Annotated in this window: 13 protein-coding genes; 11 read left to right on the top strand and 2 right to left on the bottom strand. The window is 56.4% G+C overall.

Going from position 1 to position 13,294, the window contains the following annotated elements:
* The first annotated feature begins 18 nt into the window (after positions 1-18).
* Positions 19-777, top strand: a complete 759-nt coding sequence (mlaA, locus tag M2407_RS11005) for a phospholipid-binding lipoprotein MlaA (protein WP_020827918.1) — start codon at positions 19-21, stop codon at positions 775-777.
* A 116-nt stretch (positions 778-893) separates the two neighbouring features.
* Here the strand turns inward: mlaA and fadL are convergent, their stop codons facing one another.
* A complete protein-coding gene (gene fadL, locus M2407_RS11000) occupies positions 894-2,216 on the bottom strand; it encodes a long-chain fatty acid transporter FadL (protein ID WP_048762973.1) in 1,323 nt (440 codons plus the stop codon).
* Between the two features lie 405 nt (positions 2,217-2,621).
* Between fadL and M2407_RS10995 the strand changes: the two genes are divergently transcribed.
* The 4 genes from M2407_RS10995 (at position 2,622) to sixA (ending at position 7,475) form a co-directional block, all read left to right on the top strand.
* Positions 2,622-2,918 carry a YfcZ/YiiS family protein gene (locus M2407_RS10995; RefSeq protein ID WP_020827916.1) on the top strand — a complete coding sequence of 99 codons (297 nt, stop codon included), beginning with the start codon at positions 2,622-2,624 and terminating at the stop codon, positions 2,916-2,918.
* A gap of 193 nt (positions 2,919-3,111) precedes the next feature.
* Positions 3,112-4,422 carry an acetyl-CoA C-acyltransferase FadI gene (gene fadI, locus M2407_RS10990; protein ID WP_044552712.1) on the top strand — a complete coding sequence of 437 codons (1,311 nt, stop codon included), beginning with the start codon at positions 3,112-3,114 and terminating at the stop codon, positions 4,420-4,422.
* Complete coding sequence (gene fadJ, locus M2407_RS10985; RefSeq protein WP_048762974.1) at positions 4,422-6,587, top strand: fatty acid oxidation complex subunit alpha FadJ; 2,166 nt, start codon at positions 4,422-4,424, stop codon at positions 6,585-6,587. Before fadI ends, fadJ begins: the two co-directional genes overlap by 1 nt.
* Before the next feature lie 405 nt (positions 6,588-6,992).
* A complete protein-coding gene (sixA, locus tag M2407_RS10980) occupies positions 6,993-7,475 on the top strand; it encodes a phosphohistidine phosphatase SixA (protein WP_041414795.1) in 483 nt (160 codons plus the stop codon).
* Positions 7,476-7,541: 66 nt separating this feature from the next.
* On the opposite strand, the gene smrB is transcribed toward sixA, so the two are convergent.
* Entirely contained in the window at positions 7,542-8,072 is a 531-nt protein-coding gene (gene smrB, locus M2407_RS10975; RefSeq protein WP_041415545.1) for an endonuclease SmrB, read from the bottom strand.
* Between the two features lie 170 nt (positions 8,073-8,242).
* Between smrB and prmB the strand changes: the two genes are divergently transcribed.
* The 6 genes from prmB to M2407_RS10945 all read left to right on the top strand — a co-directional run bounded on the left by prmB (position 8,243) and on the right by M2407_RS10945 (position 13,276).
* Positions 8,243-9,175 (top strand): 50S ribosomal protein L3 N(5)-glutamine methyltransferase, encoded by a 933-nt coding sequence (gene prmB / locus M2407_RS10970; RefSeq protein WP_041415542.1) that lies wholly within the window; start codon positions 8,243-8,245, stop codon positions 9,173-9,175.
* A gap of 62 nt (positions 9,176-9,237) precedes the next feature.
* Entirely contained in the window at positions 9,238-10,323 is a 1,086-nt protein-coding gene (gene aroC, locus M2407_RS10965) for a chorismate synthase (protein ID WP_020827910.1), read from the top strand.
* Between the two features lie 5 nt (positions 10,324-10,328).
* A complete protein-coding gene (gene mepA / locus M2407_RS10960; protein WP_044552709.1) occupies positions 10,329-11,156 on the top strand; it encodes a penicillin-insensitive murein endopeptidase in 828 nt (275 codons plus the stop codon).
* A gap of 128 nt (positions 11,157-11,284) precedes the next feature.
* Positions 11,285-12,085: a sulfite exporter TauE/SafE family protein gene (locus M2407_RS10955; protein ID WP_046373022.1), complete on the top strand. Its 801-nt coding sequence runs from the start codon at positions 11,285-11,287 to the stop codon at positions 12,083-12,085.
* Between the two features lie 66 nt (positions 12,086-12,151).
* Positions 12,152-12,709, top strand: a complete 558-nt coding sequence (locus tag M2407_RS10950) for an elongation factor P hydroxylase (RefSeq protein WP_122079929.1) — start codon at positions 12,152-12,154, stop codon at positions 12,707-12,709.
* A 285-nt stretch (positions 12,710-12,994) separates the two neighbouring features.
* Positions 12,995-13,276, top strand: a complete 282-nt coding sequence (locus tag M2407_RS10945; protein ID WP_128864629.1) for a YfcL family protein — start codon at positions 12,995-12,997, stop codon at positions 13,274-13,276.
* The last annotated feature ends 18 nt before the right edge of the window (positions 13,277-13,294 follow it).

Here is a 13,294-nt window from a genome sequence, read left to right as displayed (position 1 = left end):
GTTTTTATGGAGAAAAATATGAACTTTCGCCTGACTGGGCTGGCTTTCACAACGGTGTTATTGGTGGGCTGTGCCAGCGCGCCACAAGATGAACCACAAGGGCGATCCGATCCTCTGGAAGGATTTAACCGGACGATGTTCAACTTCAACTATAACGTCCTGGATCCGTATGTACTTCGCCCGGTGGCCGTGGCCTGGCGCAACTACCTGCCCATGCCGGCGCGTAATGGGATAAGCAACTTTACGTCTAACCTGGAAGAACCGGCCAGCATGGTCAACTCCTTCCTGAAAGGCGACCCCTATAAGGGGATGATCCACTTTAACCGTTTCTTCCTCAACACCCTTCTGGGGATGGGCGGTCTGATCGACGTGGCCGGGATGGCTAACCCGAAACTGGCTCGCGAAGAGCCTAACCGTTTCGGCAGCACCCTGGGGCATTATGGCGTCGGCTACGGTCCTTACGTGATGCTGCCGGGCTACGGCAGCTTCACCCTGCGTGAAGAGGGCGGTGACTGGGCGGATACGGTCTATCCGGTGCTGAGCTACCTGACCTTCTGGATGTCGGCGGGCAAATGGGTGGTTGAAGGGATTGAAACCCGTGCCGAGCTGTTGGATTCCGACGGCCTGCTGCGCAACTCTTCCGATCCGTACCTGATGGTGCGCGAAGCCTACTTCCAGCGTAACGACTTCCTGGCGAACGGCGGCTCGCTGAAACCTGAGATCAACCCGAACGCTCAGGCGATCCAGGGCGATCTGGACGAGATCGACTCGCAGTAATCTCGCTTGGCGAAGAGAAAGAACCCGCTTTGATGGCGGGTTTTTTTATGCTTTGAGATCGGCGGGCAAAAAAAAGCGCCCTAAGAAGGGCGCTCCTGACTTCGTCATCGAAAAGATTAGAAGCGGTAGTTGAAGTTGGCGCCGTACAGCCAGGCCTTGCCCACGGATTCGAAGGTATATGGACCTTCTTTGATGGTGACTTTCTGGCCGTGCATGTAGGAAACACCGACGTCAACAGAGGCGTCTTTGTTGAATGCGTAGCTGGTACCTGCGCTCAACCAGAAGCGGTCCTGATCCGGGATAGAGATAGAACGGTTCTGGGCCGGCACCGGGCTGTCATCGAAGGCGATACCGGTACGGAAGGTCCAGTTATCGTCGTAGAAGTAGGTAGTACCCAGTGCGATGCGGTAAGCGTCTTTAAAGCCTTCGTGCTTCTCAAACAGGGTTTGACCGTTGTTGCCGGTAGCTTTCAGCTCCTGGAACTGGCTCCAACTGGTGTAAGCCAGGCTGTAGTGGATAGCCCACTGCGGTGCAACCTTGTTGTAACCCGAGATTTCCCACATTTCCGGCAGGTTCAGATCCAAAGAGCCTGGGATGGTGGTGCCGTCGGTGCCCATTGGCAGGCCGAGAGCGCCAAGGCGCGAGTTATAGGCGGATGGCAGGCTGCTCTTGTAGTCGCCGTCAAACTTGATTTTGACTTCGGAACGGTAGGTGAAACCGTAACGGTTGTTTTCATCCACTTCGTACAGAATGCCGGCGTTCCAGCCAAAGCCCCATTTGTCACCCTTCAGGTGAGAAATTTGAGTATCCGCCGGGATCTGTGAGACCGGGCCGGCCAATTGAGGTGGCAACTGGCCAGAACCTGCGATCAACTTTGGCAATTCACCGGCATAACGCTCGAGCTTGGCTTTGGCGTAAACCGCGTCAAAGCCCAGACCGAAGCTGAATTGTTGGTTCAGACGGTAAGCACCGCTCAGGTTCAGGTTAAGTGTGGTCAGGTCAGTTTTACCGCCGTAAGCCCCTGCGGTGTAACCGTCGTTGAATTCTGTCGCCAGGCCGTAGTTGCTGGTGACCGAGCCGCCTACGGCAAACTGATCGTTAATCGGTTGAACATAATGCAGGTTTGGCACCCAGGCGGTAGGGGCGATGTTCTTGGAATCGAGGCTGGCACCGGAAGGTGACTTGCCGGAGATATCTACATCCGGATCGATAAACACCGCACCGAAGGAAAGTTCCGGGCGGGTGTACATCATCAGCAGGGCCGGGTTGCGGCTGGCGGAAGCTGCAGTATCCGCCATGGCGCCCTCGCCAGAATACGAACGTCCTAAACCAGCTGATGAAAACTCATTCAGCTGGAATCCTGCGGCAGACACGTTTGAAGAAATAATTGCCACTGCAGCTGCGAGAGCTGATTTAGTAAATAGGTTTTTCTGGCTCATGACCAAAACCTCATTATGTGTTTATTATTTAAACTATGTTACTCAAAGTAACAAGGAGCGCGGGATTGTAGGGTCCGTTATCATTCAGACAAATCAGACCAGTGGCTGAATTATAGGTCCGACCTGTGAAAATGTTGCAACAATGTTTTTGAGATATTTCCAAATTGATATCAAAAAGGAGATCTGCATAACAAAAAACCAGCAATGCATAACAATATTCCTACCATTCCTTAGCAGACGTCGATTTTCATTTGTGATTTCCATCACTTAAAACACCTATAAAAAGTAAGTGCTAGTGATCGGTTTCATCGCAGAGTAAAATAAACGCAGAATCTTGTGTCTTTGCGCCAGTAGCTAAATGGCAATTTGGACTCGCGTAACGGCGGTCCCTGAGGAGAATGAATCATGTCCAATCCAATTAATAAATGTAGTGCCCAGGAAACTGCCGCCTGTTGCTGTGTTGATGTCGGTACCGTGATGGACAATACCGATTGCACCGCCTCCTACAGCCAGGTGTTTGCCAATCAGCAGGATGCAGAAAAAATGTTGGCCACGCTGACCGAAAAAGCCCGCGGTGTGGAATCCGACCCTTGCGACATCAGCAGTAGCATTAAACCGGTTGACGGTGGCGTGGAACTGGTGGCTGATTTCACCTTCGCCTGCCAGGCAGAAACCCTGATTTTCCAGCTCGGCCTGCGTTAATCACGGCTTTCAAACGGTGCGGGGTCATCCCGCACCGCTCGCTTCCTCCTCAATCCCCCTCTAGAAAGTTGCTCCTGCTCTCAGTTTTCACTTCTGCCGGTTTGCCAAATGTAAACATTTGGTTAACAATGACCCCATCAGGTCAGACCTCTTCTTGACCGTTGCGCTGGCGTTATTCTCTTCAGGAGCGTTTATGAGTAAGGCACTGCCGTTGGTGACCCGTCACGGTGACCGTATTGCGATTGTAAATGGACTGCGGACCCCCTTTGCCAAACAGGCGACCGCTTATCACGGCATTCCAGCGGTGGATCTGGGGAAAACGGCGGTAAGTGAACTGTTAGCCCGCAGCGGTATCGATCCGGCGCTGATTGAACAACTGGTGTTCGGCCAGGTGGTGCAAATGCCTGAGGCGCCGAATATTGCGCGTGAAATCGTGCTCGGTACCGGCATGAGCGTGCATACCGATGCTTATAGCGTGTCGCGTGCCTGCGCTACCAGCTTCCAGGCGATTGCCAACGTGGCGGAAAGCATCATGGCAGGCAGCATCAGTATCGGCATCGCCGGTGGCGCTGACTCTTCTTCCGTTCTGCCTATCGGCGTCAGTAAAGCGCTGGCGCGCACGCTGGTGGACGTCAACAAAGCCCGTACCCTGTCGCAGCGTCTCAAGCTGTTTAGCCGACTGAAGTTCCGTGACCTGATGCCGGTGCCGCCGGCAGTGGCGGAATATTCCACCGGGCTGCGCATGGGCGATACCGCAGAGCAAATGGCGAAAAGCCACGGCATCACCCGGGAAGAGCAGGATGCGCTGGCGCACCGCTCTCACCAACTGGCTGCCAAAGCCTGGGAGCAGGGGCTGCTGCGCGACGAGGTGATGACGGCCTATGTGCCGCCATACCGTACGCAAATCACCGAAGACAACAACGTTCGCAAAGATTCCAGCCTGGCGTCCTACGCAAAGCTGAAACCGGCATTCGATCGCAAGCACGGCAGCGTTACCGCAGCCAACAGTACGCCGTTGACCGACGGCGCGGCAGCGGTGCTGATGATGAGTGAGTCGCGAGCGAAAGAGTTGGGGTTGCAACCGCTGGGTTATCTGCGCAGCTTTGCCTTCTCCGCCATCGATGTGTGGGAAGATATGCTGCTCGGGCCGTCTTACGCTACGCCGCTGGCGCTGGATCGCGCCGGCATCGGCCTGGCCGACCTGACCCTCATTGACATGCATGAAGCTTTTGCTGCCCAGACCCTGGCGAACCTGAAAATGTTTGCCAGCGACGAATTTGCTCAGAAAAAGCTGGGCCGCAGCCGGGCGATTGGCGAAGTGGACATGGAAAAATTCAACGTATTGGGTGGCTCAATTGCTTATGGTCACCCATTTGCCGCTACCGGCGCGCGCATGATCACCCAAACGTTGCACGAGCTGAAGCGTCGTGGCGGCGGACTGGGGCTGACGACCGCCTGCGCAGCCGGAGGGTTAGGGGCCGCAATGATCGTAGAGGTGGAATAATGAGCTTTGAAAACGCATTGCATGAACAGCGGGCCAAACCCTCGGCCTTTCAACTGACCCTTCGTCCGGACAACATTGGTGTGATCACCATCGATGTTCCGGGGGAGAAGGTAAACACCCTGAAGGCCGAGTTTGTCGAGCAGGTCAACGACGTACTGATCCGCGCGCAGCAGCATCCGGCGCTGGAAGGGCTGGTGATTATCTCCGGCAAGCCGGATTCGTTTATTGCCGGGGCGGATATCAGCATGATTGCCGCCTGTACCACTGCCAAAGAGGCCGAAGCGCTGGCGAAAAAAGGCCAAAGTACGCTGGCACAGATTGCCGCATTCCAGGTCCCTGTGGTGGCGGCTATTCACGGCGCCTGCTTAGGCGGTGGGCTGGAGCTGGCGCTGGCGTGCCACAGCCGCGTTTGTTCTCTGGATGACAAAACCGCACTCGGCCTGCCGGAAGTGCAGCTTGGTTTGCTGCCGGGCTCCGGCGGCACCCAGCGTTTGCCGCGGTTGATTGGTGCCAGCAAGGCGTTGGACATGATCCTGACCGGCAAACACATTCGGGCGCGTCAGGCGTTGCGTATGGGGTTAGTGGACGATGCCGTGCCCCAGTCAATTTTATTGCAGGCTGCCGTCGAACGGGTCAAGCAAGGCTGGCAGAGCCGGCGCGAATTGCCGTGGCAGGAGCGTTTGCTCAACGGCCCGCTAGGTAAAAGCCTGCTGTTCAGCATTGTGCGCAAGAAAACGCTGGAGAAAACGCACGGCAATTATCCTGCCGCAGAACGCATTATTCAGGTGGTGCGTACCGGTCTGGATCACGGCAGCGCCAGCGGTTATGAAGCCGAGGCGCGGGCGTTTGGCGAATTGGCCATGACCCCGCAGTCCGCCGCGTTGCGCAGCCTGTTCTTTGCCTCTACCTCCTTGAAGAAAGAACGCGGTGGCAATGCACAACCTCATGAACTGCACCGTATCGGCATTCTGGGTGGCGGCCTGATGGGCGGCGGTATCGCCTGTGTGACCGCCACGCGGGGTGGTTTGCCGGTGCGGATTAAAGACGTTAACGAAACGGGCATTAACCACGCGTTAAAATACAGTTGGGACGTGCTCGGCAAGCGGGTACGCAGTAAACGCATGCGCCCGGCGGAACGGCAAAAACAGATGATGCTGATCTCCGGTTCGACCGATTACACCGGTTTTGAACGGGTGGACGTGGTGATTGAGGCGGTGTTCGAAGACCTGGCGCTGAAGCAGCAGATGGTGGCCGAGATAGAACAGCACGCGGCGCCACACACCATCTTTGCCTCCAATACCTCATCGCTGCCGATTGGCCAGATTGCCGCCAAGGCGCAGCGCCCTGAGCAGGTGATCGGCCTGCATTATTTCAGCCCGGTGGATAAAATGCCGTTGGTTGAGGTGATCCCACACGCCACCACCAGCGAAGAAACCATAGCCACCACCGTGGCGCTGGCGCACAAGCAGGGCAAAACGGCGATTGTAGTGGCCGACCGCGCCGGTTTCTACGTTAACCGTATTCTGGCTCCTTATATAAATGAAGCGACTCGTTGCCTGCTGGAAGGCGAACCGATTGAAGCGCTGGACAAGGCGCTGGTGGATTTCGGTTTCCCGGTTGGGCCGATAACTCTGCTGGATGAAGTGGGCATCGACGTCGGTACCAAGATTATCCCGGTGCTGGTAGAGCAGTTAGGGCCGCGCTTTGCCGCTCCAGCCGCCTTCGAGGCGGTGTTGAAAGACGGACGCAAAGGGCGCAAAAACGGCCGTGGTTTTTATCTCTACCCCAGTGAAGGCCAGCAGCGTCAGCGGAGCAAGCGCGCTGATACCTCGGTCTATCTTTTGCTGGGCATCACGCCGAAGTCGCATTTACAACCGGCCGTCATCGCGCAGCGTTGCGTAATGATGATGCTCAATGAAGCCGCACGTTGTCTGGATGAAGGCGTGATCCGCAGCGCGCGCGACGGCGATATCGGCGCGGTGTTCGGCATTGGTTTTCCTCCATTCCTCGGCGGGCCTTTCCGCTATATGGATCAGTTGGGGGCCGATAAGGTGGTTAAAACGCTGGAGTACCTGCAGCGGCAGCACGGTGAATATTTTGCGCCTTGCGAACGCCTGCAGCGCATGGCTCAGCAGGGTGAACGCTTCTATCCGCAGGGGACCTGAGCGGCGCGGCGACGTGATTTGTACTAGAGTAGGATCAAGGTTGCATGTGATCACTATCACTCCTTGCAATACCGGTATTCCCTGACCCTATACAGGGAGATAGGGACGAGGTAACGTAGCCTGATGGCGGTGAAAGGCTGGCCGCCATCAATAAAATTCATGATGAGAAGGTTGAAATTTAACCTGTTGAATTGGTTGTTATGTGAGCGCTGAATTCCCGTTAAGGCGCCATTGATGTAAAAAACAGCATTTTCTTTACGTGAACTTTCAGGCAAAATGCCCGGCCGCCATAAAGAGACGGCGCGTTATCGTTTCAAAGCGTTTGCTTTGGGGTTGTAAAACTCGGCGATACAGCACGCTCGGCGTTTCTGTATAGCGTTATTTTGTCAACAACAGCGGTGCAATATGCAAGTTTTGATTATGCGTCACGGAGAGGCGGCACTTGATGCGGCCAGCGATTCGGTAAGACCTCTTACTGTTTGTGGCCGTGATGAGTCACGTCAGATGGCGGCCTGGTTAAATACCAAGTCTGTGGATATTGAACGCGTGCTGGTCAGCCCGTACCTGCGGGCAGAGCAGACGCTGGCTACGGTTCGCGAAGCCTTGACCCTGCCGGCAAGCGAAGAAGTGCTGCCTGAGCTGACGCCGGGCGGAGATGCCAGCCTGGTCGGCAGCTACCTGCAGGCGCTGGCGCAGCAGGGGGTTCACGCGGTGCTGATCGTCTCCCACTTACCGCTGGTGGGTTACCTGGTGGCGGAACTCTGTCCGGGCGAATGCCCGCCGATGTTCGCGACCTCGGCAATTGCCAATGTCGATTTGGCCGCCGACGGCAGCTACGGTAAATTTGAGTGGCAGGTGAGTCCATCGCAGGTGATGGCTAAAGTATAAGGCACCCCAGGGCGGGGCCAAAACGAAAGGGCGATGTCAAACATCGCCCTTTGTCATTTCTGCCGTTCACTCAGCCAGTTCGACCAGCAGTAAAATCGCCGCGCTGCCGCCCCATTCTTTGGGCGCCTGGTGAAACACCAGCACGTCAGGGTGCTGCGCCAACCATAGCGGCGTCTGCTGTTTGAGGATGTGCTTGCCGTGGCCGTGCATTACGCAGGCGCAGTGCACGTGTTCGCGCTTGCAGGCGGCGATCAGCGCCCCCAGCTCTTGCTTGGCCTGCATCTGGGTCAGGCCATGAAGATCGAGAAACAGCTCCGGTGAATAATCGCCGCGACGCAGCTTTTTCAGTTCAAAGGCACTGTAACCGGGGCGCACATAGCGCGTCGGGCCTTCCTCTTCCAACTGTGGCTGGTATTCATCCGAGAAATAATAACTGGCGTCTACCTGTTCCTGAAGCAGGCGCTGTGGAGCAATTTTCTTGGTGACAGGCTTGGGTTTACGGTGGACGATGGTGTCCTGACGCAGCTTTTTTGCGTCTACTACCGACTCTCTGAAGAGCTGCAATTCATCTTTGCTCAGAGGGTGCTTGTTCTTCATTTGGAATTCACCGGAAATCATTTATCGCGATAGTTTACCTTGTCGCGGGTCTCTGTCGACGCAAAATTCACGCCAGAATGAAAAGCGCAAGGGGTTAGCGTGATTTGTCGCGGGCTTCATGGCAAACTATGCGGCTAAATCATGAATCACAGTGCCTGCCGGAGGGCAAATTGGACAAAATTTTCGTCGAGGAAGCAGTGAACGAACTGCACACCATTCAAGATATGCTGCGCTGGACGGTCAGCCGTTTTAACGCCGCTGATATCTACTATGGTCACGGAACCGATAATCCGTGGGACGAAGCGGTGCAATTGGTGCTGCCAAGCCTGTTCCTGCCACTGGACATTCCAGAGGACATGCACACCGCCCGTTTGACCTCCAGCGAGCGCCACCGCATCGTTGAGCGCGTGATCCGCCGCGTCAACGAACGTGTCCCGGTAGCCTATCTGACCAATAAAGCCTGGTTCTGCGATCTGGAATTCTACGTTGATGAGCGTGTGTTGGTTCCGCGTTCCCCGATTGGCGAACTGATCAACGATCGCTTCAGCGCCCTGATCCCGCACCCGCCGCGCCATATTCTCGACATGTGTACCGGCAGCGGCTGTATCGCCATTGCCTGCAGCTACGCTTTCCCGGAAGCGGAAGTTGACGCGGTCGATATCTCCAGCGACGTGCTGGCGGTGACCGAGCGCAATATTCAGGCGCTCGGCGTTGAACAACAGGTGATCCCGATCCGTTCCGATCTGTTCCGCGATGTTCCCGCGATCCAGTACGATCTGATCGTCACCAATCCGCCGTACGTGGATGCGGAAGACATGTCCGACCTGCCGCAGGAATTCCGCTTTGAGCCAGAGTTGGGCCTGGCGGCCGGCAGCGATGGCCTGAAGCTGGTGCGCCGTATTTTGGCCTGCGCACCGGACTACCTGAGCGACGACGGCGTGCTGATTTGTGAAGTGGGTAACAGCATGGTACATCTGATGGAACAGTATCCGGATATTCCGTTCACCTGGCTGGAGTTTGAAAACGGCGGTGACGGCGTGTTCATGCTGACCAAGCAGCAACTGGTGGATTGCAAAGAGCACTTCAGCCTCTACCGCAGCTAAGCATTCTTCGGGCCTGCTTTGGCGGGCCCCACAAAGATAATAATTAAGGGTAAGGAGCCGCGATGGCAGGAAACAGTATTGGGCAGATTTTCCGCGTCACCACATTTGGTGAATCTCACGGTGTGGCGCTGGGATGTATCGTAGACGGTGTACCGCCGGGTATCCCGCTTACCGAAGCCGATCTGCAGCACGACCTGGACCGTCGCCGTCCAGGCACCTCTCGCTATACCACTCAACGTCGCGAACCGGATCAGGTACGTATTCTTTCCGGCGTGTTTGAAGGTGTGACCACCGGCACCAGCATTGGGCTGATGATAGAAAACACTGACCAGCGTTCACAAGATTACGGCGCTATCAAAGACGTGTTCCGTCCGGGGCATGCGGATTACACCTACGAACAAAAATACGGCGTGCGCGATTATCGCGGCGGTGGTCGTTCTTCGGCTCGTGAAACCGCCATGCGCGTTGCGGCAGGGGCTATTGCCAAGAAATACCTGCTGCAGAAATATGGCGTACAGGTGCGCGGCTATCTGGCGCAGATCGGCGACGTGGTCTGCGAGCTGAAAGATTGGGAGCAGGTTGAACAGAACCCATTCTTCTGCCCGGATCCCGATAAGCTGGAAGCCCTGGATGAACTGATGCGTGCGCTGAAGAAAGAGGGCGACTCCATTGGCGCCAAGGTCAGCGTGATTGCCGAAAACGTGCCGGTTGGCCTCGGTGAGCCGGTGTTTGACCGCCTCGACGCGGATCTGGCCCATGCGTTGATGAGCATCAATGCGGTGAAAGGCGTGGAAATCGGCGACGGTTTCGCGGTGGTCAACAAGCGTGGCAGCGAAAACCGTGATGAGATCACTCCGGAAGGCTTCCAGAGCAACCATGCAGGCGGCATTCTCGGTGGCATCAGCAGCGGTCAGCCGGTCATTGCTCACCTGGCGCTGAAACCTACTTCCAGCATTATGGTGCCGGGCAGAACCATTAACCGTCAGGGCGAAGCGGTGGAGATGGTCACCCGTGGCCGTCACGATCCTTGCGTAGGCATTCGTGCGGTGCCGATTGCCGAAGCGATGATGGCGATTGTGCTGATGGATCACCTGCTGCGCCAGCGTGCGCAAAACGGTGATGTGGTCTCTAACGTTCCACGCTGGTAACTCCCATGAAAAACTGGATGTTGGGCATCCTTGCCCTGATGGCTTCGGGCTCCGCCCTGGCGCTGACGCCGTGGCAGAAGATCGACCACCCGGTGGCCGGCGCGCCGCAGGCAGTGGGCGGTTTTGCCAACGGTTGCATTATCGGCGCTCAGCCGTTACCGCTGAACTCACCTGATTATCAGGTGATGCGGCCCGATCAACGCCGTTACTTCGGCCACCCGGATCTGCTGGCATTTATCCAGCGTCTGAGCAGCAAAGCCAGCCAAAGAAATCTGGGCACGGTGCTGATCGGCGATATGGCGATGCCGGCCGGTGGGCGCTTTAGCAGCGGCCATGCCAGCCATCAGTCCGGGCTTGATGTCGACATCTGGTTACAGTTGCCGCGCCAGCGTTGGAGTGCGCAGCAGTTGCTGAAGCCGCAGCCGATCGATCTGGTTTCCAGCGACGGCAAGCAGGTGGTTGCTCGCCAGTGGCAGCCGCAGATTGAATCGCTGATCAAAGCGGCGGCACAGGATCAGGAAGTGACGCGCATCTTCGTTAACCCGGCGATCAAGCAGCGTCTGTGTCTGGATGCCGGTGCCGATCGCGACTGGCTGCACAAGGTGCGCCCGTGGTTTGGTCATCGTGCCCACATGCACGTGCGTCTGCGCTGCCCGGCAGGCAGCCTGGAATGTAAAGAACAGGATACGCCGCCGCCGGGCGACGGTTGCGGTGCCGAGCTGGCAAGCTGGTTCGTGCCGCATCAGCCGAGCGCCAAACCGGGTAAACCGGTGCCGCCGCCGTTACCGCCGACCTGTCAGGCTTTGCTGGATAACCATTTCGCTGCGGAATAATATACCCAAAGTAATTGGAGTTGCATCAAGGCGGTAAGGGAAGGAATCCCGATGAGCTTACACGAGTAAGTGATTCGGGTGAGTGAGTGCAATCAACACAGATGCAGCTTCAAGTAAGAGGGGTATAAATGGACTGGTTCGTCGTAGGCCCCGAGATGCTCGGGGTTTTGTTTGTGGTGGCGTTACTCGCAGGCTTTATCGACTCTATCGCCGGCGGCGGCGGGCTGTTAACCGTACCGGCACTGCTGGCGGTGGGGGTTCCCCCGGCGCAGGCGCTGGCGACCAACAAGCTGCAGTCGGTGGGCGGTTCCCTCTCCGCCAGTCTGTATTTTATCCGCCGACGAGCAGTCGATCTCAACGATCAGAAGCTGACCATTTTGCTGGCCCTGATCGGTTCCGTTGCCGGGGCTGTGCTGGTGCAGCACATGCGCGCCGATCTGCTGCGGCAAATGCTGCCGTTATTGGTGATCGGCATCGGCCTGTACTTCCTGCTGACGCCGCGGTTGGGGGAAAACGATCGGCAGCGCCGTTTGAGCGCCTTGCCGTTCGGGCTGGTGGCCGGTGGCTGCGTCGGTTTTTACGATGGCTTCTTTGGGCCCGGTGCCGGTTCCTTCTATGCGCTGGCCTACGTAACGCTGTGCGGTTTTAACCTGGCCAAATCCACCGCGCACGCCAAGGTGCTGAACTTCACTTCCAACTTTGGCAGCCTGGTGTTGTTTATCATTGGCGGCAAAGTGCTGTGGGGTATTGGCCTGGTGATGCTGGTTGGGCAGGTGCTCGGTGCGCGCCTCGGGGCTCACATGGTGATGACCCGCGGGCAAAAGCTGATCCGACCGATGATCGTCATCGTTTCTCTGGTGATGAGCTGCAAGCTCTTGTACGACAACCACGGCGCTGAAATTCAGCAGTGGCTGGCCCTGCATTTTTAGCATGCTAAAAGAGCGGTAAAATGAAATAATTACCTCTTTGTTTTTGTGGTTATTGGATTTTTATTTATGTCAGACACACAGGCTACCCATCAATATGAGCAACTGATTGAAATTTTTAATCAGTGCTTCAGCGATGAATACAACACGCGACTGGTCAAAGGCGACGATGAACCGATCTATTTGCCGGCCGACGATCAACTGCCGTATAGCCGGATCGTTTTTGCCCATGGCTATTACGCCAGCGGCATGCATGAAATCTCGCACTGGTGCATCGCCGGCGAACAGCGCCGCAAGTTGGTAGATTTCGGTTACTGGTACTGCCCGGACGGGCGAGACGCACAGACGCAAAGTGAATTTGAAGCGGTGGAAATTAAACCGCAATCTTTGGAATGGATGTTCTGCGTCGCCGCCGGTTTCCCGTTCAACGTCAGTTGCGACAACCTCAACGGTGACTGCGAGCCGGACCGCATTGCCTTCCAGCGCAAGGTGCGCGAACGGGTGCTGCTGTTGTTGGAGCAGGGAATACCCACAAGACCTGCGCGCTTTATTCAGGCGTTACAATCGTTTTACAATACGCCACCGCTGGCGGCGGAGCATTTTCCCTATCCGGAAGATCTCAACTGACTATACCCTAAATACTTGGAGTTGCATCGCGGCGGCAAGCCTGCGAGTCCCTGGGAGCATAGTCCACTATGTGACCGGGGCGAGTCGGCGCAGCCAACAAAGAAGCAGCTTCAAGTATGACGGGTATATATGTTTAACTGAAAATAGATACCCAATAGCTTTCAAGCTGTAGCTAGGCGGCAAGCAAACGAATCCCCAGGAGCTTACTCAGGTAAGTGACTGGGGGGCGTGAGCGCAGCCAACAACGCTGGAGTTTGAAAGATGAAGGGTATGAGAGGAAATTTGATGATCGCAGAATTTGAAGCGCGCATTTTGGCGCTGATTGATGACATGGTAGAGCACGCCAGCGATGATGAACTGTTTGCCGGTGGCTACCTGCGCGGTCATCTGACGTTGGCGGTTGCCGAGGTCGAAGAGCTGGGTGAACACTCCGCTGAAGCGCTGAAGGCGCAGGTGGAAGGCAGCCTGCATAAAGCCATTGCCGCCGGTGAACTGTCACCACCGGATCAGGCACTGGTGTATGGCATGTGGGAAACGCTGTACAAGACGGCATTGCCTACCGGCTGATAGTGCTTCTGCAGGGCG

This window comes from Serratia sp. BIGb0234 (genome assembly GCF_024809915.1).
Taxonomy (GTDB): Bacteria; Pseudomonadota; Gammaproteobacteria; order Enterobacterales; family Enterobacteriaceae; genus Serratia; species Serratia liquefaciens.
The sequence above is the reverse complement of the archived record's forward strand: the minus strand, read 5'-3'. Positions and strand labels throughout refer to the sequence as shown.

Bases quoted from the DNA above. Each gene is read 5' to 3' on its own strand.
- M2407_RS10995 (WP_020827916.1), top strand. From the start codon at position 2,622: ATGTCCAATCCAATTAATAAATGTAGTGCCCAGGAAACTGCCGCCTGT.
- fadI (WP_044552712.1), top strand. From the start codon at position 3,112: ATGAGTAAGGCACTGCCGTTGGTGACCCGTCACGGTGACCGTATTGCG.
- fadJ (WP_048762974.1), top strand. From the start codon at position 4,422: ATGAGCTTTGAAAACGCATTGCATGAACAGCGGGCCAAACCCTCGGCC.
- aroC (WP_020827910.1), top strand. From the start codon at position 9,238: ATGGCAGGAAACAGTATTGGGCAGATTTTCCGCGTCACCACATTTGGT.
- sixA (WP_041414795.1), top strand. From the start codon at position 6,993: ATGCAAGTTTTGATTATGCGTCACGGAGAGGCGGCACTTGATGCGGCC.
- M2407_RS10950 (WP_122079929.1), top strand. From the start codon at position 12,152: ATGTCAGACACACAGGCTACCCATCAATATGAGCAACTGATTGAAATT.
- M2407_RS10945 (WP_128864629.1), top strand. From the start codon at position 12,995: ATGATCGCAGAATTTGAAGCGCGCATTTTGGCGCTGATTGATGACATG.
- M2407_RS10955 (WP_046373022.1), top strand. From the start codon at position 11,285: ATGGACTGGTTCGTCGTAGGCCCCGAGATGCTCGGGGTTTTGTTTGTG.
- mepA (WP_044552709.1), top strand. From the start codon at position 10,329: ATGAAAAACTGGATGTTGGGCATCCTTGCCCTGATGGCTTCGGGCTCC.
- smrB (WP_041415545.1), bottom strand. From the start codon at position 8,072: ATGAAGAACAAGCACCCTCTGAGCAAAGATGAATTGCAGCTCTTCAGA.
- mlaA (WP_020827918.1), top strand. From the start codon at position 19: ATGAACTTTCGCCTGACTGGGCTGGCTTTCACAACGGTGTTATTGGTG.
- fadL (WP_048762973.1), bottom strand. From the start codon at position 2,216: ATGAGCCAGAAAAACCTATTTACTAAATCAGCTCTCGCAGCTGCAGTG.